At 65.8% G+C, this 21,565-nt stretch carries 20 protein-coding genes; 10 read left to right on the forward strand and 10 right to left on the reverse strand.

All coding sequences use genetic code 11. From position 1 onward, the window contains the following. The first annotated feature begins 146 nt into the window (after positions 1-146). Complete coding sequence (locus IEV83_RS09160) at positions 147-1,028, forward strand: LysR substrate-binding domain-containing protein (protein ID WP_181760285.1); 882 nt, start codon at positions 147-149, stop codon at positions 1,026-1,028. A 19-nt stretch (positions 1,029-1,047) separates the two neighbouring features. On the opposite strand, the gene IEV83_RS09165 is transcribed toward IEV83_RS09160, so the two are convergent. Both IEV83_RS09165 and IEV83_RS09170 read right to left on the reverse strand, forming a co-directional pair. Beyond that, complete coding sequence (locus tag IEV83_RS09165; RefSeq protein WP_181760284.1) at positions 1,048-2,031, reverse strand: DMT family transporter; 984 nt, start codon at positions 2,029-2,031, stop codon at positions 1,048-1,050. A 129-nt stretch (positions 2,032-2,160) separates the two neighbouring features. Next, positions 2,161-2,802, reverse strand: a complete 642-nt coding sequence (locus tag IEV83_RS09170) for a hypothetical protein (RefSeq protein WP_181760283.1) — start codon at positions 2,800-2,802, stop codon at positions 2,161-2,163. Between the two features lie 226 nt (positions 2,803-3,028). Here IEV83_RS09170 and IEV83_RS09175 point away from each other — a divergent pair, with 226 nt between their 5' ends. Then, entirely contained in the window at positions 3,029-3,814 is a 786-nt protein-coding gene (locus tag IEV83_RS09175; protein WP_181760282.1) for a transporter substrate-binding domain-containing protein, read from the forward strand. Further along, complete coding sequence (locus IEV83_RS09180) at positions 3,798-4,664, forward strand: amino acid ABC transporter permease (protein ID WP_181760281.1); 867 nt, start codon at positions 3,798-3,800, stop codon at positions 4,662-4,664. Before IEV83_RS09175 ends, IEV83_RS09180 begins: the two co-directional genes overlap by 17 nt. An 87-nt stretch (positions 4,665-4,751) precedes the next feature. On the opposite strand, the gene IEV83_RS09185 is transcribed toward IEV83_RS09180, so the two are convergent. The 4 genes from IEV83_RS09185 to IEV83_RS09200 all read right to left on the reverse strand — a co-directional run bounded on the left by IEV83_RS09185 (position 4,752) and on the right by IEV83_RS09200 (position 9,667). After that, a complete protein-coding gene (locus tag IEV83_RS09185; RefSeq protein ID WP_181760280.1) occupies positions 4,752-6,083 on the reverse strand; it encodes a DUF3422 family protein in 1,332 nt (443 codons plus the stop codon). Positions 6,084-6,150: 67 nt separating this feature from the next. Then, positions 6,151-7,527, reverse strand: a complete 1,377-nt coding sequence (locus IEV83_RS09190) for a TRAP transporter large permease (RefSeq protein WP_181760279.1) — start codon at positions 7,525-7,527, stop codon at positions 6,151-6,153. Positions 7,528-7,543: 16 nt separating this feature from the next. After that, positions 7,544-8,506 carry a TRAP transporter small permease subunit gene (locus IEV83_RS20060; RefSeq protein ID WP_209003062.1) on the reverse strand — a complete coding sequence of 321 codons (963 nt, stop codon included), beginning with the start codon at positions 8,504-8,506 and terminating at the stop codon, positions 7,544-7,546. Between the two features lie 117 nt (positions 8,507-8,623). After that, positions 8,624-9,667: a TRAP transporter substrate-binding protein gene (locus tag IEV83_RS09200; RefSeq protein ID WP_209003063.1), complete on the reverse strand. Its 1,044-nt coding sequence runs from the start codon at positions 9,665-9,667 to the stop codon at positions 8,624-8,626. Positions 9,668-9,972: 305 nt separating this feature from the next. Between IEV83_RS09200 and IEV83_RS09205 the strand changes: the two genes are divergently transcribed. The 4 genes from IEV83_RS09205 (at position 9,973) to IEV83_RS09220 (ending at position 13,769) form a co-directional block, all read left to right on the forward strand. Next, a complete protein-coding gene (locus IEV83_RS09205; RefSeq protein WP_181760278.1) occupies positions 9,973-10,803 on the forward strand; it encodes an FCD domain-containing protein in 831 nt (276 codons plus the stop codon). Further along, positions 10,800-11,606 (forward strand): (Fe-S)-binding protein, encoded by an 807-nt coding sequence (locus IEV83_RS09210; RefSeq protein WP_181760277.1) that lies wholly within the window; start codon positions 10,800-10,802, stop codon positions 11,604-11,606. The genes IEV83_RS09205 and IEV83_RS09210 overlap by 4 nt, the downstream gene beginning before the upstream one ends. 67 nt (positions 11,607-11,673) lie before the next feature. After that, positions 11,674-13,095 carry a LutB/LldF family L-lactate oxidation iron-sulfur protein gene (locus tag IEV83_RS09215; RefSeq protein WP_181760276.1) on the forward strand — a complete coding sequence of 474 codons (1,422 nt, stop codon included), beginning with the start codon at positions 11,674-11,676 and terminating at the stop codon, positions 13,093-13,095. Then, positions 13,092-13,769, forward strand: coding sequence for a LutC/YkgG family protein (locus IEV83_RS09220; RefSeq protein WP_181760275.1), 678 nt, complete (start codon positions 13,092-13,094; stop codon positions 13,767-13,769). Before IEV83_RS09215 ends, IEV83_RS09220 begins: the two co-directional genes overlap by 4 nt. A gap of 147 nt (positions 13,770-13,916) precedes the next feature. Here IEV83_RS09220 and IEV83_RS09225 read toward each other — a convergent pair whose 3' ends face one another. Together IEV83_RS09225 and IEV83_RS09230 are read right to left on the reverse strand one after the other, a co-directional pair. Continuing rightward, positions 13,917-14,315 carry a c-type cytochrome gene (locus IEV83_RS09225; protein ID WP_181760274.1) on the reverse strand — a complete coding sequence of 133 codons (399 nt, stop codon included), beginning with the start codon at positions 14,313-14,315 and terminating at the stop codon, positions 13,917-13,919. A gap of 177 nt (positions 14,316-14,492) precedes the next feature. Further along, positions 14,493-15,443, reverse strand: coding sequence for a LysR family transcriptional regulator (locus tag IEV83_RS09230; RefSeq protein WP_244628123.1), 951 nt, complete (start codon positions 15,441-15,443; stop codon positions 14,493-14,495). A 121-nt stretch (positions 15,444-15,564) separates the two neighbouring features. Between IEV83_RS09230 and IEV83_RS09235 the strand changes: the two genes are divergently transcribed. Genes IEV83_RS09235 through glcF form a run of 3 tightly spaced genes read left to right on the forward strand, consistent with a single transcriptional unit; the run spans position 15,565 to position 19,626 of the window. Then, positions 15,565-17,061, forward strand: coding sequence for an FAD-linked oxidase C-terminal domain-containing protein (locus IEV83_RS09235; RefSeq protein WP_181760272.1), 1,497 nt, complete (start codon positions 15,565-15,567; stop codon positions 17,059-17,061). Between the two features lie 13 nt (positions 17,062-17,074). Then, a complete protein-coding gene (locus IEV83_RS09240) occupies positions 17,075-18,292 on the forward strand; it encodes an FAD-binding protein (RefSeq protein WP_181760271.1) in 1,218 nt (405 codons plus the stop codon). A gap of 2 nt (positions 18,293-18,294) precedes the next feature. Continuing rightward, on the forward strand, positions 18,295-19,626 hold the full coding sequence (gene glcF, locus IEV83_RS09245) for a glycolate oxidase subunit GlcF (RefSeq protein ID WP_181760270.1): 1,332 nt from the start codon (positions 18,295-18,297) through the stop codon (positions 19,624-19,626). Positions 19,627-19,717: 91 nt separating this feature from the next. On the opposite strand, the gene IEV83_RS09250 is transcribed toward glcF, so the two are convergent. Together IEV83_RS09250 and IEV83_RS09255 are read right to left on the reverse strand one after the other, a co-directional pair. After that, a complete protein-coding gene (locus IEV83_RS09250) occupies positions 19,718-20,392 on the reverse strand; it encodes a hypothetical protein (RefSeq protein WP_181760269.1) in 675 nt (224 codons plus the stop codon). Between the two features lie 189 nt (positions 20,393-20,581). Further along, entirely contained in the window at positions 20,582-21,295 is a 714-nt protein-coding gene (locus IEV83_RS09255) for a L,D-transpeptidase (RefSeq protein ID WP_181760321.1), read from the reverse strand. Positions 21,296-21,565: the final 270 nt, after the last annotated feature.

Here is a 21,565-nt window from a genome sequence, read left to right on the forward strand (position 1 = left end):
GGGCCGCGCGGATCTGTTTTCTGTGTGAGGAAAAGGTAGTGGGATGCGATCAATCAAACAAACGAATGTTATCTATGGATTGTGATCGATTTTCGTGATGTATTGATGCGAGCCGATGATCATTGCACCCGCTGGAGGAGGTCGTCATGCCCCATGGACTGGATATCGATCAGCTTCGCACCTTTCTGGCGATTGCCGAACTGGGCAGTTTCACCAAGGCGGCGGAGGCGGTGCACAAGACCCAGTCGGCGGTCTCCATGCAGATGCGCCGGCTGGAAGAGCGGCTGGAGCGGCCGATCTTCGTCAAGGATGGCCGCAATTCCCGCCTGACCGAGGATGGCCATCGGCTGATTGAATACGCCCAGCGGATGATCCGGCTCAATGACGAGACCCTGCTGGCGTTTTCCGAACCGACCATGGTCGGCATGGTCCGGCTCGGCCTGCCGGACGATTATGCCGAACGGCTGTTGCCGCAGGTGCTGGCGGCCTTCGCCCGGCTCAATCCGGCGATCGAGATCGCGGTGCAATGCCAGGGATCCATCTTCACCGGCCAGATGATCGCGCGCGGCGATCTCGATATCGCCATCGTCACCTCCGGCGATTGCGTCGGCTTCCAGGGCGATGTCATCCGCCGCGAGCAGTTGCATTGGGTCGCGCCGGCAAACCGCTGCATTCACACCGAGGAGCCGGTGCGGCTGGCTCTGGGGCCGACCACCTGTTCCTGGCGTACGCAGGCGGTGTCGCTGCTCGACCGGCTGAACAGGCGCTATTGCGTCGCCTATTCCTCCTCCAGCGCGGCGGCGCTGATCAGCGCGGTACAGGCCGGGCTGGCGATTGCGGTGCTGCCGGAAAGCGCGGTGCGGTCGGGCATGCGCATCCTCGGCGAGAACGATGGCTTCCCGGCGCTGCCCCATTGCGACATCACCATGCTGCGCGCCGCCACCGCGACCGATCCGGTGCATGATGCGCTCTGCGCGCATATTCAGGCGGCCATCGGCAATGTCTCGATGAACATGGCCGCCGCTTGAGGTCATCTTGCGGCGTCGGTTAGGCGGGGTCGCCTGTCGGTGCCCGCCGCCGGGCGCCGCCGCTGCGCAGCACCAGGAGATTGCCCATCAGTACGCAGCCAAGGCCGGCGAGTGTTTCGGCGGTCCAGTGGAAATCCTCCATCACGGTGGAGACCAGCAGGGCAATCACCGGGAACATCACCGTTGCGTAGCCGGCGCGGGCTGCGCCGATGCGTCCTAGCAGGGTGAGATAGCAGGCAAAGGCGACCACCGAGGCGAACACCGCCAGATAGATCATGCTGCCCAGATAGGCCGGGCTCCAGTCGATGGCGAAGGGGGCGCCGCGCAGCGCCGCGAAGGCACCCAGCAGCATGGTGCCGTAGACCATGCCCCAGGCATTGGCCGACAGCACCGGAATGCCCTCCCGCTGGCTGGCGGTGGAGATCATGTTGCCGAAGCAGAAGGACAGGGTCCCACCGAGGCAGAAGCCGAGACCGATCAGCGCGCCGGTGTCGAAATCGCCAGCCCCGCCCATCACCTGCGGCCGGAACAGCAGCGCCACGCCGGTAAAGCCGAGCAGGCCACCAAGCAGCACCCGCCGGCTGATCCGCTGGCCGAAAATGAGGAAGCCGAGCGCGATGTTGAACACCGAGGTCAGCGAGAACACCACCGACAACAGCCCGGAGGGCACATACTGCCCGCCGTAGTAGAACAGGGTAAAATTGGTGGAGAAGATGAAAAGGCCAAGCGCGGCGAAGCGCAGATGGGTGCGCAAAGGGAAGCGCAGCGGTGCCCGGGCGACAAGCGCCCAGCCCATCATGATCGAGGCGGCGATGAGGAAACGCCAGAAGAGCGATACCTCCGGCGGAACAGTGCCGAGCTGCATCCGCAGCGCATACCAGGAGAAGCCCCAGGTCAGGACGGTGACCCCGTAAAGGCCGAGGTCGCCGGCCCCCAGGCTCGCGTCCTCGCGCGTGCCGCCGCTGTTGCGCAGGGAAGGGGCCGGCCTTGCAATGCTGGTCATGTATCGGGTGCCTGATCGTCGGGAGCCAAGGGGAGGAGGCCAAACTGCCCGAGCCCGCCTTGTCGAACCAATTCTTAATTCTGCGGCGATCCATCGATTTTATTGATCGATTGACCGTCCAGGGGGCACTCAATCGGCGGAGGGGTGCCAGCCGGGTCGGTAGGATGCGGCCAGCACCGCGACGATGCTCGGCGGTGTCAGCACCGCGACCGTTCCGATATCCACCGCGGAAGAATGAGGCGCAAGGGGCCGGTACCCGTCAAAGCTCCAGACAAGCAGCCGGCCCGTCCGCCAGGTCAGGATCTGGCCGCCGTGCTGGAAGACGGCGCCATCGGGGAGGCTGTCCGCCGACGCCAGATGTGTGCTTTTGTCGCGGCCGGACAGGCGCTCGCCATGGAGCGCGCGGTCCATCTGATCGGCGCTTGGCGGGCGTTCAAGGCCCCGGGCCGCGCCCCAGGCGGCGGCGAAGGCGCGGGCGTCGTCTCGTCGGCACTCGAAACAGGGGCGATGGCCGGCGGCAAGGGCGGTGACCTCATCGAGGAAGAACAGCTCGGTGTAGCCGGCGCCCATCACCTCGCGCCGCCGCCCGGCGAAGTCGAGCCGGCAGCAGATCCAGCGGCGCGAGCGCCAGCGGGCCGGGCCAAGGCGCCGGGTCGCCGGATCGTGCAGCCGCCCGCCGCGATTGCCCATCATGGTGCCGCGCGCGCGGACCGCGTGCAGACTGCCATCCGCCGCGACCCGGTTGCAGAGCGGTTGATCAACAGAAGACATGACCGCTGCTCCCTGTGATCATGTGCTGCCTCCCGGGCATCTTTCTCATCGGCACAGAGTAGCAACCTCCGGACGTCTTGGCATCGGCGCCCCGATACATCGCACACGGCCAGCGGGGAGGGGGTGAGGAAATCACGCGGCTCCACTGGTCAGGTGGGAGCGGGATTGATATGAGCGGGAGAGACGCGCCGCACCGGGGGCGGCGGAAATCTGCGAGGGGAATGCCATGAAACTTGTCGCCGCGCTTGTCGCACTCCTTGGTCTTGGCGCGGTCGCGCCGGCACAGGCTGCCGATCTGCCCGATCTCGGCGGGCGAACGATCGTCGCGGTGACCGAGAACGCCTACACGCCGCTCAACTTCGTCGATCCGGCCACGGGCGAGGGCATCGGCTGGGAATACGATGCCATCAACGAGATCGCCCGGCGGCTCAATGCCAAGGTCGACTGGCAACTGTCGTCCTGGGATACGATGATCGAGGCGGTGCGCAGCGGCCAGTTCGATGTCGGTATGGATGGCATCACCATCACCGATGAGCGCAAGCAGCAGGTCGATTTCTCCGATCCCTACATGGTCTCCGAACAGTTCATGCTGCTCCGGGCCGATGAGGATCGCTTTGCCAATGCCAAGGAGTTCGCCGCCGATCCGGAGCTTCTGATCGGCGCCCAGCCGGGCACCACGAATTTCTACGTGGCGGTCTACAACGTGCTCGACGGCGATGAGAAGAACCCGCGCATCAAGCTGTTCGAGACCTTCGGCGCCAGCGTTCAGGCGCTGCGGGCCGGCGATGTCGACACGGTGCTGATGGATGCGACCTCGGTGCGTGGCTACATCGGCGCCTCGCCCGGATCGTTCAAGGCGCTCGACGAGCCGCTGGGGACAGAGGAATTCGGCTTCATCTTCACCCCGGGCTCGGATCTCGTCGAGCCGGTCAACGCCGCCCTGGCCGCCATGCGGGCCGATGGCACCCTGGAAAAGCTGAACAAGAAGTGGTTCTTTGACTACAACCGCTGACACCGGGGCGGCCCCCGCCCGCCGTCGCCGCAAGCCGGGCCGGGAGTTTCCCTACTGGCTGTTGGTGGCGGTGCTGCTCGCGGTCGGCTTCGCCTGGGTGATCGCCGTCGATGGCGATTACCGGTCGATCTTCTCCGCCCTGTCCCGTGGCATCGCCACCACGCTTTGGGTCACCTTCGTCGGTTTCGCGCTGGCGAGTGCGCTCGGCCTGCTGGTGGCGCTCGGGCGTAACTCCCAGCGCCGGCTGGTGCGTGAGGTCTCCACCTTCTACGTGGAGATCGTGCGCGGCATCCCGGTGCTGGTGCTTTTGTTCTACATCGCCTTCGTCGGCGCGCCGCAGCTGGTGGCCTTGTGGAACTGGGCGCTGTCGCCGCTGATCGACGCCGGCATCGCCGGCAAGATGAACGTGCGCGATTTCGACTTCACCTGGCGGGCGATCGTCGCACTGATGATCTCCTATTCGGCCTTCATCGCCGAGGTGTTCCGCGCCGGGATTCAGTCGATCTCCTCTGGCCAGAGCGAGGCGGCGCGGGCGCTTGGCCTGTCGCGCTTCCAGACCTTCCGCCTTGTGGTGCTTCCGCAGGCGCTGCGCAACATCCTGCCGCCGCTTGGCAATGATTTCGTGGCGATGGTGAAGGATTCCGCGCTGGTCTCCGTGCTCGGCGTGCAGGACATCACCCAGCTCGGCAAGGTGTATTCCGCCTCCACCTTCCAGTTCTTCGAGACCTACAATGTGGTGGCCTATCTCTATCTGGTCATGACCGTATCGCTGTCCCTGCTGGTGCGGGCGCTGGAAGCGCGGCTGCGGCGCAGCGAGGCGGCGCGCAGCAGCAGCGGCGGAAACACGTGAAGAGCGGCGGCGTGATCGGGAATGTCGCCGGCACTGCCACCGGCGGCATCGGCCGGCCCCCGGCTCGGCCGGTTTGACGCCCGCCGCTCAGGGATGCCCCTCGGTGTCGCCGTGGCTCTTGCGGATCCGGCGCACCATCAGAAAGATCACGACGAGCACCACCGGCACGGCCAGCCCGGTCATGATCTCTGGGGCGGGCAGCAGCGCGCCGAACCGGCTCTTCGTCAGCGCCTTGGTCAGATAGGCCATCAGCCCGACCACATAGTAGCTGACCGCCGCGACCGACAGCCCCTCCACCGTCTGCTGCAGCCGCAGTTGCAGCCGCGCCCGGCGGTTCATTGCCTCAAGCTGCCCGCGATTCTGCTCCTGCAACTGCACATCGACGCGGGTGCGCAGCAAGGTCGCCGCGCGGGCCAGCTTGCGCGACAGGTTGGCCTGGCGCTCCTCCAGCGTCTCGCAGGTGCGCATGGCCGGCGCCATCCGCCGGGTCAGGAACTCGCTGAAGGTGAAGGAGCCGCCGCGCTGCCGTTCGTCAATCGATTCCAGCCGCTGGCGCACGATCATGTAATAGGCCCGGCTGGCACCAAACCGGTAGGCGCTGGCGGCCGCGCCCGCCTCCAGATCGGCGGCAAGACGGGTCAGCTCATCGAGCAGCGTCCGGTTGGCATCGAGCCCGTCGATGGCGCGCATCCGGTCGGCAATGCCAAGCAGCCCCTGTTCGATCGCCAGCACGCGCGGGGCCTGCCGATTGGCCTCCGTCAGCCCCAGCATGGCGAAGGTGCGGTAGGTCTCAAGCTCAAGAAGGCGCTGGGTCAGAACGCCGGCCTGAACGTCGCTGAGCGACCGGTCGCCGATGATCATGCGGGTCAGGCCATCGCCATCCTGGCGGAAATCGCTGGCGATGATCGCCGCGCCGTCCTCCACCTCCGAGACCGCCAGGCTGGCGTGGTCGAACCGCTCCAGCTGCCGGGAAAAGGCCTCTCCATCCGCCTTGACCAGATCGAGACGCACGGCGACGAGCAGCGGCCCGGGCGGGCGGAAGCCGGCGCCGAACGGATGGCCCGCCGGCGCCCCTTCGATATCGCCCGAGGCCGGCAATGGGCCGTCCCAGGTGTAGGTGACGAACTCGCCATGCAGCTCACGCCGCAGGCCGGTATCGCCGACCCGCACCAGGTGGTGGCGCACCGCCTCGTCCGGCCCCTGCGCTCCGATCGACTGGCAATAATCCCGGAACCAGGCGTTGTCGGCCACGACCGCCTCTTCGTCGACGACGAAGCCGTAGCGCAGGAACACACGCGGGCTGGACACCGCACGAAAGGGACGGGCATGCACCTCGCCGAGCGCGAAGCTGCGCGCCGGATGCGGGGTGTAACTGGGCAGGCCGATATGCGGCGCGGCGTGAATTTGCGTATCTGGCATCGGGCCCGCAAGGCTCCTCGTCTCTGGCAAGCATCAGGCTCCGCTTCGAACGAAGCCGCCTATCTGATCACAAGAGGAGGTCCGGAAGCCACAGGACGATGCCCGGAAACAGCATGCACAGTGCAAGACCGATGAGTTGCAGCAGCACGAAGGGGATGATGCCCTTGTAAATGTGCTGGATCGTGACCTCCGGCGGCGCCACGCCTTTCATGTAGAACAGGGCGAAGCCGAAGGGTGGCGTCAGGAAGGAGGTCTGCAGATTGGTCGATACCAGGATCGTGAACCAGATCAGCGCGGCCTCGCCAACGCCCTCGAAACCGGCAAGATGCGGCCCGAAATCCAGCCGGCCGACAATCGGCCCGAACACCGGCAGGACGATCAGGGTGATCTCGACCCAGTCGAAGAAGAAGCCGAGGAAGAACACCATCCCCATCAGCACGAACAGGATGCCCCAGGGACCAACGCCGGCCCAGGCGATGAACTCATCGATCAGAGTTTCGCCGCCAAGCCAGCGGAACACCAGCGAGAAGCAGGTGGCGCCGAGAAAGATGCCGAACAGCATGGCCGTGGTCAGCGCCGAGCGGTGACACACGTCCTGCAGCACGGAAAAGCCGAGTTTGCGGTTGAGGATCGCCAGCAAGGTCGCGCCGACAGCGCCCACACCCGCCGCCTCGGTCGGCGTGGCGATCCCGGCGAAGATCGAGCCGAGCACGAGTGAGATCAGGAACACCGGCGGCACGAAGCTCTTCAGGATCATCAGCCAGAATTCGGACCGGCTGGTCGGCCCGATCTCAGCGGGCAGTGGCGGCGCGAGCCCGGGTTTCAGTCGGCACAGGACCAGGATATAGACCGCGTAAAGCGCGGCCAGCAGCAGCCCCGGCATGATCGCGGCGACAAACACCGTGCCGACCGGGATCGACAGAAGGTCCGACATGATCACCAGCATGATCGACGGCGGGATAAGGATGCCGAGCGTTCCGGAGGAGGCGATGGTGCCGGTGGCCAGCGGCAGGTTGTAGTTGCGCTCCAGCATCACCGGCAGGGCCAAGAGGGTCATCATCACCACCGAGGCGCCGATGATCCCGGTGGTCGCCGCCATGATCGTGCCCATCAGCGTCACCGACAGGGCCAGCCCGCCGGGAACGCGCCGGGTCAACACCTGCAGACAATGCAGCAGATCCTTCGCCACGCCGGATTTTTCCAGCATGGTGCCCATGAAGATGAACATGGGGATCGCCACCAGCACCGGGTTTTCCATGGTGCCGCCGAAGATGCGGTTGGGAATGATGACGAGGCGCGAGACGTTGAAGGTGCCCAATTCCTGCGCCAGGAACGCAAAGCCGAGCCCGACGCCGCCGAGGATGAAGGCCACCGGAAAGCCGGAAAACAGCAGCACCCCCAGCGCCACGAACATGAAGATCGGCAGAAGTTCGACAAATGTCATTGGCTGAATTCCCCGATCAATCCGCTATCGGACCATTGACGGCAACATCCTCGGGCAGATCCGCGTGATGGGTGCCGGCATAGTCGTTCACCTGGTCACGCAGATACGTCGGCCCGAACAGGTAGACGATGCATTTGAAGGCCGCTGACACCCCGGCCGCGAAGAGAAACGCGAAGCCGACAGGCATGGCCGCCTTGATGATCCAGCGATGGCTGAGGCCGGTCTGGGCGGCGGAGACCTCGCCGATCCGGTAGGACCGCCCCGCGAAGGTCCAGCCGAAGGCGATGATCAGGTAGCAGTAGGTCAGCAGGAACAGGACGATGCCCAGAAGTTCCAGCCACACCCGCGAGCGTGCCCGCAGCCTGTCGCGCACCAGCTCGATCCGCACATGGGCGTCATAGCGATAGGCAAAGCCCAGACACATCAGGAACAGCAGCGAATGCAGATGCCATTCCAGTTCCTGCAGCTTGGTGGAGTCGAAATAGAAGGCGGAGTCGATGATCGTATTGTCGAAATCGAGCAGCTTGCGCTGGCTGACATCGTAGAAGATCACGATCATGGTCGGGATGAACAGCCAGGAGGCCAGCTTGCCGACGCCAACCACGATCCGGTCGATGTCGGTCGAGGCGCCGACCATTTCCTCAAAGCCGCGCGGTGCGTGCTGGCGCACCATGGCCACCATCAGCAGCACGATCAGGAGCGCCGCCGTCAGCCCTGAGATGCCGTCATAGAACTTGAAGAAGCGCTTCGGATTGGCGCCCGCCGCCTTGATCACGGCGGCGAAGCCGTCGGGCGTGACCGCGAAGACGAAGGCGATGAACACCAGGCCCGCCAGCGCCAACGACAGCCGGGCGCGCGCCAGCCCGCCGATGGTACAGAGCACGAAGCCGGCAATGCACAAGGCATACCCGGGAATTCCGGGTTCGAAGACAGCCAGGATCGCCAAGGCGATACCGGCAAGACAAAGCAGCGTTGCCACCAACGGAACGGTCCCCCGCGTGCCGATCTCCTCGCGCCAAGTGGCGCGGGCGATCCAGGTTTGACGTCCCCCGCGCGGCCACCGGGGCCGCACGGGGCCTTTCAGAAAAACGCCGGGTTACTTGAGGTAGCCGAGGTTCGACCAGGTCTTGTACTGCTCGCGGAAGGCGCTCAGCGACTCCCAGACCTTGACGAAGTTCGGGTTGGCGGCCTTTTCTTCTTCCACCACCTCAAGCCAGGCTGCCTGCAGCGCTTCGAGGATCTCCGGGTTCCATTGGTGGATGGTCACGCCCTGGGCTTCCAGCTCGGCCAGCGCTGCCGGCTGGATCGCCTCGCCCTCGGCAATGCCATAGGTGATGTTGGCGTCGCAGACGGTCTCGAACACCGCCTTGGTCTGGTCGTCGAGCGCGTCCCACTCGTCCTTGTTCAGCATCAACTCGAAGATGGTCGACTGCTGGTGCCAGCCAGGGAAGTAATAGTGCTTGGCCACCTGATAGAAGCCGAGTTTCTGGTCGATCGCCGGCATCGAGAACTCGGTGGCATCGATGGTACCAAGCTCAAGCGCGGGGAAGATGTCGCCGCCGGCAAGAAGCTGTGTGGACACCCCGAGCTTCTGCATCACCTTGGCGCCGAGGCCGAAGAAGCGCATCTTCAGACCCTTGAGATCGTCCACCGAATTGATTTCCTTGCGGAACCAGCCGGAAGCCTCCGGGGCGATGACCGCGCAGGCAAGCGACTTGATGCCATAGGCACCATAGACCTCGTCCATCAGTTCCTGTCCGCCGCCGAATTTCATCCAGGCGAGATATTCGGATGCGCGCGGGCCGAAGGGCACCGCCGCGAACAGGGACAGCGAGGAATCCTTGCCGGTCCAGTAGCCGGGCGTCGACCAGGCCGCCTGCACCGCGCCTGAAGACACCGCGTCGAACACCTCCAGCGCCGGCACGATGGCGCCCGGTTCCTGGAATTTCAGATTGATGGTGCCACCGGACACCGCGTTGAGCCGCTCGGACAGAACCTTGCCGAGGGTTCCCAACTGCGTCAGCGAGCCGGGATAGGTCGATGCCATGTCCCAATCGACCTGGTCGAGGGCCGAGGCCGGGCCGCTCGCGCCAATCGCAAGCGACGCCGTGACGGCAACTGCCGAAATGATTTTCTTCACTGCACCTGTCCTCCCAAAAGGTTGCGCCGCCTCTTCTCACCCCAGGCGCCGCTTCGGCTTGCGGGTGTCGTGGCCCCCGCATTCGCGCATGCAAGGCTGTGATGCGTGCCGCCAGCCTCCGTGAAAAAAAACGGATGCTGTAGCCCCGGCCTCCCAACCGGCGCACCAACCTGCCCTAACTGGATAACAATATTGACCACTGAACGCAACAGGTATTAGTTTGTCAAAACGCAGGGGAATGATCGGGTTTCTCTTGGGATTTGAGTGAAAAATCAAGCATATTCGAAAATTCACCGGGTATCCTGATGGTATTCAAGAAAATCGACCACAACCGGACGGCGAATTACGTTGTCGATCAGATCGAGAAGTTGATCCTGCAGGGTGTCTTGCGCTCGGGGGACCGGCTGCCTGCCGAACGGGAGCTGGCCAAGAAGGTCGATGTCTCCCGACCGATCCTGCGCGAGGCGATCAAGATCCTGGAGGAACGCGAGTTGATCGTGACCCGGCACGGCGGGGGCACCTTCGTCGCCGACTTGATCGGCACGGTCTTTTCCGAGCCCGTGGTCAATCTGATCCGTCGGCATCCGCCGGCGATTGTCGACTACTTGGAATACCGCCGGGAAATCGAATGCATGGCTGCGCGCCTCGCGGCCTTGAGGGCAACCCCTGCCGACCGCGAGATCATTGGCCGGTTGTTCCGGGCGATGGAAGCGGCGCACGCGCGGGAGGATTTCGAGCAGGAGGCCTCTCTCGATGTGGAGTTTCATCTGGCCATCGGCGAGAGCGCGCACAACATCGTCTTGCTGCACACGCTGCGATCCTGCTACCGACTGCTGGCGGATGGGGTTTTCTACCATCGGGGACAGCTCTACCGTTACCCCGAATCGCGCGATAAACTGTTGCTTCAGCACCAGGCGATCCACGACGCTGTGATGAATGCGGATGCCCAGGCCGCCGTGATGGCTGCTGCAGCGCATATCGACTATGTCGCGCAAGTGATGCATGAAACGGAGAAGACCAGCTCCTGGAACGCGGTCTCGACGCTGCGCCTGCAGCAGCGGCTCGACAGCGAGATGGATGACGGCAAGAAGCGGCGCGCGCCGCGCAAGACGACAGAGGGAAACACCAGTTCATGAGTGCAGACGCCGCCCCGGCCCAGACACCGCCCCCGGCCGGCTTGCCGCCGCGTGTCGGATTGTTCGTCACCTGTCTCGTCGACCTGTTCCGGCCGAGCGTCGGTTTCGCCGCGGTCAAGCTGATGGAGGATGCCGGCTGCACCGTCGAGGTTCCGGCGGCGCAGACCTGCTGCGGACAGCCCGCCTTCAACTCCGGCGACCGGGCCGATGCCCGCGATATCGCCAAGGCGGTGATCCGCGCCTTCGAGGGGTATGACTATGTGGTCGCCCCCTCCGGCTCCTGTGCGAGCATGCTGAAGAAGCACTATGTGGAGCTGTTTGACGGCGACCCTGCGGCGATGGAGCGCGCCAACCTCTTCTCCGCCAAGGTGTTCGAGCTGGTCAGTTTTCTGACCGATGTGCTCGGCCTCGATCAGGTGGAGGCGGCGTTTTCGGGCTCCGCCACCTATCACGACAGCTGTTCGGGCCTGCGCGAATTGGGCATCGAGCGCCAGCCGCGCAAGCTGCTTCAATCGGTCGAGGGGCTGGAGCTGAAGGAAATGCAGGACAGCGACGTCTGCTGCGGCTTCGGCGGCACGTTCTGCGTCAAGTATCCGGACATCTCCAACAAGATCGTCAGCGAGAAGACCCGCTGCATCGAGGAGAGCGGTGCGGAGCTGTTGCTCGCCGGCGATCTCGGTTGCCTGATGAACATGGCCGGCAAGCTGAAACGGGAGGGCTCGCGCATCGAGGTGCGGCACGTGGCGGAGGTGCTGGCCGGCATGACCGAGCAGCCGGCCATCGGCGAAAAGAAGCGCGGGTAAGGAGGGCGCGCGGCCGGGACATCGGCGGCGCCAGCGGCTCTGATCTGCCGCAGGGAGACTGACACAGATGCACATCACCTCGCCGGCCTTCAAGGACAATGCCCGGGCCGCTCTTGACGACGACGCGCTGCAACGCGCGCTTGGCAACGTGCGCTCCGGCTTCATCGGCAAGCGGGCCAAGGCTGCGGCGGCGCTGCCGGAATTCGAACAGCTGCGCGACGCGGCGCGCGACATCAAGGACCATGTCCTTGCCCATCTCGATCTCTATCTTGAGGCCTATGCGGACAAGGTCGAGGCATCGGGCGGCCATGTCCACTGGGCCCAGGACGCGGAGGACGCGCGGCGGATCATCCTCGGCATTTGCGAGGCGAAGAAGGCCCGCACGGTGACCAAGGGCAAATCCATGATCACCGAGGAAATCGGCCTCAACGCCTTTCTGGAGGAGCATGCGGTCACGCCGGTGGAAACGGATCTGGGCGAATACATCATCCAGCTGCGCGGCGAACACCCGAGCCACATCATCGCCCCGGCGGTGCATGTGAACAAGGATCAGGTGGAGGAGGACTTCCGCCGGGTGCACACCCATCTCGATCCGGCGCGGAACCTCGAAGAGCCGACCACCTTGCTCAGCGAAGCCCGCGCGGTGCTGCGCGACAAGTATTTCCAGGCCGATATCGGTATCACCGGCGCCAATTTCCTCGTCGCCGAAACCGGCAGCTCGATCATTGTCACCAATGAGGGCAATGGCGATCTGACGCAGATCCTGCCGAAGACGCATATCGTCGTCGCCTCGGTGGAAAAGGTGGTGCCGACGCTGGAGGACATGTCGCAGATCCTCAGGGTGCTCGCCCGCTCGGCCACCGGTCAGGACATGTCGGTCTACACCACCTTGTCCACCGGCCCGAAGCGGCCGGAGGACCCGGACGGGCCGGAAGATTACCATGTGGTGCTGCTCGACAACGGCCGTTCGGCCATGCTCGGCAGCGAGTTCCAGGAGATGCTGCGCTGCATCCGCTGCGGCGCCTGCATGAACCATTGCCCAGTCTACCATGCAGTCGGCGGCCATGCCTATGGCTGGGTCTACCCGGGCCCGATGGGCGCGGTGCTCACCCCCTCGCTGATCGGGGTCGATCAGGCCGGGCACCTGCCCAATGCCTCCACCTTCTGCGGCCGCTGCGAAAGCGTCTGCCCGATGCGCATTCCGCTGCCGAAGATGATGCGCCATTGGCGCGAGCGGGAATTCTCGCGCAATCTCAACCCGGCCGCCGCCCGCTACGGGCTCGGCCTGTGGGCCTTCTTCGCCAAGCGGCCGGCGGTTTATCATGCGGCCATGCGCCTTGCCATCGGCACCCTGTCACGGCTCGGGCGGCGTTCGGGGCGCTTCGCCTCGCTGCCTTTCGCCGGTGGCTGGACCCGCTTCCGCGACCTGCCCGCGCCGCAAGGGGCGACGTTTCAGGCCCAATGGGCCAAGAAAAGGAAATCCGCATGAGCGATGCCCGCAGCGCAATTCTGGCGCGGATGCGCGCCTCTCTGGGACAAAGGGCCGAGGATGCGGCGCGGCGCGCGGCGGTCGCCGACCGGCTGCAGCGCGCCCCGCGCGGCATTGTCCCCCAACGCGGCCAGCTCGACCCGGCCGCCCGCACGGAGCTCTTCTGCAAGATGGCGGAGGCGGTTCAGGCCAGCGTCGCCCGCGTTGCCTCGGCCGCAGCCGTGCCGGGCGAAGTCTCCGCCTATCTGAAGACGCACAACCTGCCGGCCCGGGTGCGCATGGGCGCCGATGCCCGGCTGGCAGCCATGCCCTGGGCGGGCGAACCGCATCTGGAGATCGCCAGCGGCCGCGCCGAGGGCTCCGATCTGGCGACCGTCTCTCATGCGATTGGCGGGGTTGCGGAAACGGGAACGCTGGTGCTGACTGCCGGCTCCGACAATCCGACGACGCTGAACTTCCTGCCCGAGCATCATATTGCCGTTGTGCGGGAAAGCGATCTGGTTGGCGATTACGAGAGCATCTGGGACCGGCTGCGCCAGATCCACGGCAAGGGCGTGATGCCGCGCACCGTCAACATGATCACCGGACCGTCGCGCTCGGCCGATATCGAGCAGACCTTGCTGCTCGGCGCGCATGGCCCGCGCGCGCTGCACATCATCGTCGTCGCCGACTGATCGCGGCGGCATCAGAAAACGCTCATTGCCGACCGGGTGGTCACCTGCTGCCGGTGGCGCTCCTTCACCAGGAAAGCGAGGGCCGTCAAAGTAAACGGGGCCGGACTGGCGTCCGGCCCCGCGTTCCGCCATTGCTGGCGGGACGCGTCACTTGGTGGTGCCGTCCGCGTTGAACTGCGCCAGATAGGCGATCACGTTGGCGCGGTCGTCTTCCTTCTTCAGGCCGGCGAACGCCATCTTGCCCTTGGGGATCACGTCCTTCGGCTTGGTCAGGTAGGCGTCGAGCGTGGCCGCGTCCCAGACCTTGCCCTCTTCCTTGCCGGCCAGCAGCGGCTTGGAATACTTGTAGTCGGCGACTTCGCCCCAGGCGCGATCGACGACGCCGTTCAGCATCGGGCCGACCTTGTTCTTCGCCTTTTCGCCAACCGCGTGGCAGGCGGCGCACTTGCGGAAGACCTTCTTGCCCTTTTTCAGGTCGCCGTCGGCGAGCGCACTCGCGGTCATGGCAAGGACGGCGGCGCCGGCGAGCAACATCAGACGTTTCATTTGTATCTCTCCCGAGACTTTTGATTGCAATAACGCGGCAGTCTGGCTGCGACAGGCCGCGAGCAAGACTTCTGGACACTAGCACGTTGACGGATCACGTCACCCCGTCCGGGCATTTTGTCGCATTCTGCTCCACGTTTTCTTCCCCCACGGTCACCCGGCAGGCGGAAAGCGGCCCTATCGGGACCAGTTCGCGAGGCCCTTGTCCCAATAGGGTTCAGGACCGTAGAGCTGGGCCAGGAAGTCGATGAAGAAACGCACCTTGGCGGGCAGGAATCGGCGGGTGGGATAGACCGCGTAAAGGCCGACGTTCTTGGAGGCGCGGAACTGCGGCAGAACGACCTGTAGTCGTCCTTCACGCAGCTCCGGTCCCACATCCCAGGTGGAGCGAAGGGCAATGCCGAGCCCGGCCAGCAGCGCTTCGCGGACCACCTCGCTGGAGTTGGTGCGGATCGGCCCGCCCGTGCGGACCAGCTCAAGGCCTTGCGGCCCGTCGAGGCGCCAGATCTCCTGCTGGCGGGTGGAAATGCAGACGTGATCGTCCTGCAACTCGGCGACCGAGGCCGGCGTGCCGGCGCGCTCCAGATAGGCCGGCGCCGCGCATAGCACCCGGTGCACTGGGGCAAGGCGCCGGGCGACCAGGCTGCTGTCCTCCAGCTCGGCGATGCGGATCGCCAGATCGTAGCCCTCGCCGACAATGTCGATCAGCTCGTCGCTCAGGTCGAGGCTGAACGACAGGTCCGGATTGTCCTTGAGGAAACGGGCGAGATGCGGGGCGATGTGCATCCGTCCGAAGGAGGTCGGCGCGCTGACCTTCAGCGTGCCCCGGGCCCTGTCCGAGCGCCGGGTGACGAAATCCTCCGCCTCTTCGACGGAGGCGAGGATCGCAACCACCCGGGCGTGGTATCCTTGTCCGGCCTCCGTCAGCGCCAGTTGGCGGGTGGTGCGTTGCAGAAGTCGCGTGCCGAGCCGGTCTTCCAGCCGCCGGAGCCTTTTGGAGACGACCGCCGGCGACAGGCCCAGGTCCCGGGCGGCGGCGGACATGCTGCCGGCGGCGACGACCCTTGCGAAGATTTCCATGTCGGGGAAGCTGCTCAATTTCAACACACCGGAATTTGTTTTTATCATTTCTGATCAATAGGCGAGGCGTCAAAGGTCTGTCACAGTTGCGGCAGGGACGCAACGAACCGGCCCGACGTCCGCCCGAAAAGGGCAGGATGTGGCCCGGCGAAGCGCTAAGGAGGATGCGATGACCGGTATTGCCATGCCCCGTCCGGATGCGGATGTGATTGCCCGGCGGGCGGAGATCGTCCGGGCGATGCGGGCGATCGTTCCGGGGGAAGGGGTGGTCGACGCGGACGTGGAAATGCGCGCCTATGAGACCGACGCGCTGACCGCCTATCGCCAGTTGCCGCTTGTCGTCGTTCTGCCGGAAACGGTGGAGCAGGTGGCGACGGTGATGCGCTATTGCCATGACAATGGCGTCAAGCTGGTGCCGCGCGGCGCCGGCACCTCGCTCTCCGGTGGGGCGCTGCCGGTCGGTGATGGCGTGTTGTTGTCGATGATGAAGTTCAACCGGGTGCTCGACATCGACTGGGCCAACCGGGCGGCGGTGGTGCAGCCCGGCGTCACCAATCTCGGCATCACCCGGGCGGTCGAAGGGCGCGGGTTCTACTACGCGCCCGATCCGTCCTCGCAGATCGCCTGTTCCATCGGCGGCAATATCGCGGAAAACTCCGGCGGGGTGCACAGCCTCAAATACGGGCTGACGACCAACAATGTGCTTGGCCTGGAAATGGTGCTGGTCACCGGCGAGGTGATCCGCCTGGGCGGCAAGCATCTGGACAGCGAGGGCTATGACCTTCTCGCGCTGGCGACCGGGTCGGAGGGGCTGCTCGGCGTCGTCACCGAAGTCACCGTGCGCATCCTGCAGAAGCCGGAGACCGCCCGCGCGGCGCTGATCGGCTTTCCCTCCAGCGAGGAGGGCGGGCAATGCGTCGCCGATATCATCGCTGCGGGCATCATCCCCGGCGGCATGGAAATGATGGACGAACTGGCGATCAATGCCGCCGAGGATTTCGTCCATGCCGGCTATCCGCGCGAGGCCGGCGCCCTGCTGATCGTCGAGCTCGACGGGCCGGAGGCGGAGGTGGATCACCTGCTGGCGGCAGTGGAGGCGATTGCCCGGCGCAACAACGCCGGCTCGGTGCGGGTCTCCACCAGCGAAGAGGAACGCTTGCGCTTCTGGGCGGGGCGCAAGGCGGCCTTCCCGGCGGTGGGGCGGATTTCGCCCGACTATCTGTGCATGGATGGCACCATCCCGCGCAAGGCCCTGCCGCAGGTGCTGACGCGCATGCGCGAGCTGGGCGAGAAGCACGGGCTGCGCTGCGCCAATGTGTTCCATGCCGGCGACGGCAACCTGCATCCGCTCATTCTCTATGATGCGAACAAGCCGGGCGAACTGGCGGCGGCGGAAGCCTTCGGCGCGGATATCCTGCGCCTGTGCGTGGAGGTCGGCGGCGTGCTCACCGGCGAACACGGGGTCGGCATCGAAAAGCGCGACCTGATGCCGGAGATGTTCACCGAGGAGGACCTGAAGCAGCAGCAGCGGGTCAAATGCGCTTTCGACCCGAAGCAGCTTCTCAACCCAGGCAAGGTCTTCCCGGTGCTGCACCGCTGCGCCGAACTGGGCCGGATGCATGTGCACAAGGGGCAGTTGCCCTTTCCCGATATCCCGCGTTTCTAGGAGACAAGAGGGAATGTCTGACAGGTTCATGCCGGAAACGGCGGAAGACGCGCGCGAGATCGTGCGATGGGCGGCGGCCGAACACGAACCGCTGGAGATCGTCGGCCGGGGTTCAAAACGGGCGCTGGGCCGGCCGGTGCAGGCGGGCCACAGGCTCGACCTGTCGCGCCTTGCCGGGGTGGAGATGTACGAGCCGGCGGAACTGGTGCTGACCGTTCTGGCCGGCACGCCCATTGCCGAGGTGGAGCGGCTGGTGGCCGACAACGGTCAGGAACTGGCGTTCGATCCGATGGACTATGGCCCCTTGCTGGGGGGCGCGGCGGGCGATGGCACCATCGGCGGGGTGATTGCCGCGAATCTTTCCGGCTCGAAACGGCTGAAGCACGGGGCCGCCCGCGATCACATTCTGGGCCTTGAGGCGATTTCCGGGCGCGGCGAGAAGTTCAAGTCCGGCGGGCGGGTGGTCAAGAACGTCACCGGTTATGACCTGCCGCGCGCGCTCTGCGGCTCTTGGGGAACGCTGGCGGTGGCCACGCGGATCACCCTCAAGGTGCTGCCCCGGGCCGAGACCGAGGCAAGCGTCCTGTTGCGCGGGCTGGACGGCGCTGCGGCAACTGCGGCAATGACGGCGGCGCTGGGCTCCTCGGCGGAGGTGTCCGCCGCCGCCCACCTTCCGGCGGGCGTGGTCGAGTGCTGCGGCGAAGATGCTGCCGGTCTTGCCGGCGCGGCGACGCTGTTGCGGCTTGAGGGCTTCGGCCCCTCGGTCGATTACCGGTTCGAGACCCTGCGCCGGCTGCTCGCCGATCATGGCGCGGTGGAGCGGATCGAGGCGGAGGCTTCGCGCCGCCTCTGGTCGGCAATCCGTGACGTGAAGCCCTTTGCAGCAAGCAATGACATGGTCTGGCGCGTGTCGCTGGCGCCCACCGCCGGTGCGGGCTTTGCCGAGGATCTGGCAAGCCGGATGGGCTGTTCAAGTTATCTCGACTGGTCGGGCGGCCTCGTCTGGTTGGCGCTGCCGGGGGATGACCCGCAGGCGCACGAGGTGCGCGCCGCCATCGCCCGAGCCGGTGGCGGACATGCCACCTTGATGCGCGCGCCCGAGCCGGTGCGCGCGGTGAGTGATGTGTTCCAGCCGCAGCCCGGCCCGCTGGCCGCGCTGGCCGCGCGGCTGAAAGAGCAGTTCGATCCGCATGGGGTGTTGAACCCTGGCCGCATGGTTGCTGGGGGCTGAGGATGCAGACCAATTTTTCCATTCACCAATTGGCCGACCCGCATGTGGCCGAAGCGGAAGCGATCCTGCGCAAATGCGTGCATTGCGGCTTCTGCACCGCCACCTGTCCGACCTTCGCGCTCCTGGGCGATGAACTCGACAGCCCGCGCGGGCGCATCTACCTGATCAAGGACATGCTGGAGAATGACAGGCCGGCGGATGCGCGCACGGTCAAGCATATCGACCGCTGCCTGTCATGCCTCTCCTGCATGACCACCTGTCCCTCTGGCGTGCACTACATGCATCTGGTCGACCACGCGCGGGTGCATATCGAGAAGACCTACCGGCGGCCGCTTGGCGATCGGCTGGTCCGGGGCATGCTTGCCGCCGTGCTGCCCGATCCCGGCCGGTTCCGGTTGGCGCTGAGGGGCGCCCGTCTGGCGCGGCCGCTGGCCGGGCTCGTCGGTTCCCTTGGCGGGCCGTTCCGGCGGCTGGGGGCGATGCTGGAGCTGGCGCCTGCGCGCATTCCCGCCCGCTCGAAGATGACAGCGCCGGGGCAGTTTCCGGCGGAGGCCGAGGCGGGGCGCAAGGGCCGGGTTGCCCTGCTCACCGGCTGTGCCCAGCCGGTGCTTGCCCCCGGCATCAACGCGGCGGCGATCCGTCTTCTCACCCGCGCCGGCGTCGAGGTGGTGTTGCCGGAGGGCGAGGGCTGCTGCGGGGCGCTGGTGCATCATCTGGGCAAGGAGGAGCCGGCGCTGGAGGCGGCACGGCGCAATGTCGATGCCTGGATGCGCGAGATCGAGGGCGAGGGGCTCGATGCGATCCTTGTCACCGCCTCCGGCTGCGGCACCACGATCAAGGATTATGGCTTCATGCTGCGGCTCGACCCAGCCTATGCGGAGAAGGCGGAGCGGGTCTCGGCACTCGCCCGCGATGTGACGGAGTATCTGACAACGCTGGAGCTTCCCGCCCCGGCGGCACCTGTCGGCCTGACCGTGGCCTATCACTCCGCCTGTTCCATGCAGCATGGGCAGAAAATCACCCGCGAGCCGAAGGATCTGTTGGCGGCAGCGGGCTTTGCCTTGCGGGATATTCCCGAAGGGCATCTGTGCTGCGGCTCGGCCGGCACCTACAACATCCTGCAGCCGGAGCTTGCCCGGCGCCTGCGCGACCGCAAGATCGCCAATATCGAGACTACCCAGCCGGATCTGATCGCCACCGGCAACATCGGCTGCATGACGCAGATCGGCGGCGGCACGGAGCTGCCGATCGTGCATACGGTGGAGCTGCTCGACTGGGCTCATGGCGGGCCTGTGCCGGAAACGCTGGCGCGCCATCGTCCGGCGGCGGAATAGCGGGAAGAAGGAATGTGCCGGCGGCTTGAGCGCCCTTCCGCCTGATTGCCCTGCCTGGTGGGGCGGGCGTTCTCCGCGTCAGTTCTCCGCCTCAGTTCGGGGCGGCGGTGGCGGTGGTGACTGTCAGTGCCGGGCGCTCCGGCGCGAACTGGAGGGCCACATGGATATAGATGATGGAGGTCAGCACGGCGGCAAGAGCCGCCCCCAGCACCAGCGCGGTGGAGGCGGGCGCGCGCAGCCGCTGGCGCAGGTTCAAGGGCGCCTCGGGCGCCGGCTCGGAGGGGGCTTCGCCTGTTTTCTCCATGGGGCCAGTTTGCCTCGCGGGGGATGAGGCCGGTGTGCCGTCCGCAGGCGTGGCAGGCACCGGCGTTTCCTCCGGCGGGACGCTCTGCCCGGCCTCCGCGTCTGCTGTGGTGTCGCTGAACACCGGTTCATAGCCGATGTCGGCAAGCCGGATCTGGATCGCGTCATCGGCGCCGGCATCCGCATAGTAGGATTTCAGCAGGTTGCGCAGCCGTGAGGCATTGACCCGGACAATCGGATTGCTGCGCGGATTGAAGTTGTCGTGTTGATTGAACACCGCGCCGGCGATGGCCGTTTCGGTCAGGTCCTCCGCCGTACCCTCAAGCTTGGCGGTGACCAGATAGGTCAGGAGGCTGCTGACCTTGGGCGAGCGGGCCAGCGGCGGGGTCTCCAGCAGGGCGGTCAGGGTGGCGCGGACCTCTCGTGCCGAAGGCCGGGTGTCGCGGTTCGTCTCGTTCGCCATCCTCTCCCCCAAAGATATGGCTCGGCCGATCAAGGAGATCCGCCAAGGGCTCCTAGCGAATATAGTTAATTTTTACGATGTCAACAGCGCCGAGGGGGTGAGAGGAGCTTAAGACGAAGAAAACCCGGCACGAGGCCGGGCTTGGAAGTTCCGCGGGGAAGCGGTTGTGGGGTCGGCAGGGAGCGGACGTCAGATGACGTGCACGCTCGCCCCCACCGGGACCCGGTTATAAAGGTCGATCACGTCTTCGTTGCGCATCCGGATGCATCCGGACGACACCGCCCGGCCGATGGTCCAGGGCTCGTTCGAGCCGTGGATCCGGTAGAGCGTCGAGCCGAGGTAGAGCGCGCGGGCGCCGAGCGGGTTTTTCGGCCCGCCGGGGACGAAGCTCGGCAGGTTGGGTTGTCGTTTGCGCATCTCCGCAGGGGGGCGCCAGTCCGGCCATTCCGCCTTGCGGCTGACCTTGTGCTTGCCGGCCCATTCGAAACCCGGGCGACCGACGCCGACCCCATAGCGTTTGGCGAAGCCGCCCGGCTCGACCAGATAGAGATAGCGCTGGCGCGTGTCGATGACGATCGAGCCCGGTTTGTGCTTGCCGTTATAGGCGACGGTGGTGGGCAGGAAACGCGGGTCGATACCGCGCTTCGCCCGACGCTTCGCGCTCGCCTGCGGGCGCACCGCGCTGTAGCGGCTGGCGCGCGGGGGCGCCGTGATCGGCCGGGTGGTGACGCGCGGGCGCACCGCGCGGCGGTCGGGCCGCAGCTGCAGCACCCAGGGTTCGGTCAGGTCCGGGCTCAGCAACAGGGGCGGAGCGGACACCCGGCTCTGGTAGTCGGCGGCCGCCGGCAGCAGGGCCGGGCCAAACAGCAGCGCCAGGGCGAGGGCAATTGCACGGTTTCGCATCATCGACGTACTCGCAACCTCTTCGTCGGACTCACCTGCGGACCGGGCTGTGCAAGAAAACCCGCCTGCCGACTTTTGCCGGTGGGCTTGCTCCCTCGCGCGCATCGGCGAAAGCCGGTGCGTTTACCATCCGCGAGAGGCAACGATAGGGCGAAAGAAACTGTCAATCATGAATCGGCGCGGGACCCTTTTCGGGAATCTGGCCGCGTGGTTAGCGTTCGGTTGCCGAAAAGGGTTAACGCTCTGTTTCGCCGTGCAAACCGGCGTGTC

Source organism: Stappia taiwanensis, from assembly GCF_014635285.1.
Lineage (GTDB): Bacteria > Pseudomonadota > Alphaproteobacteria > Rhizobiales > Stappiaceae > Stappia > Stappia taiwanensis.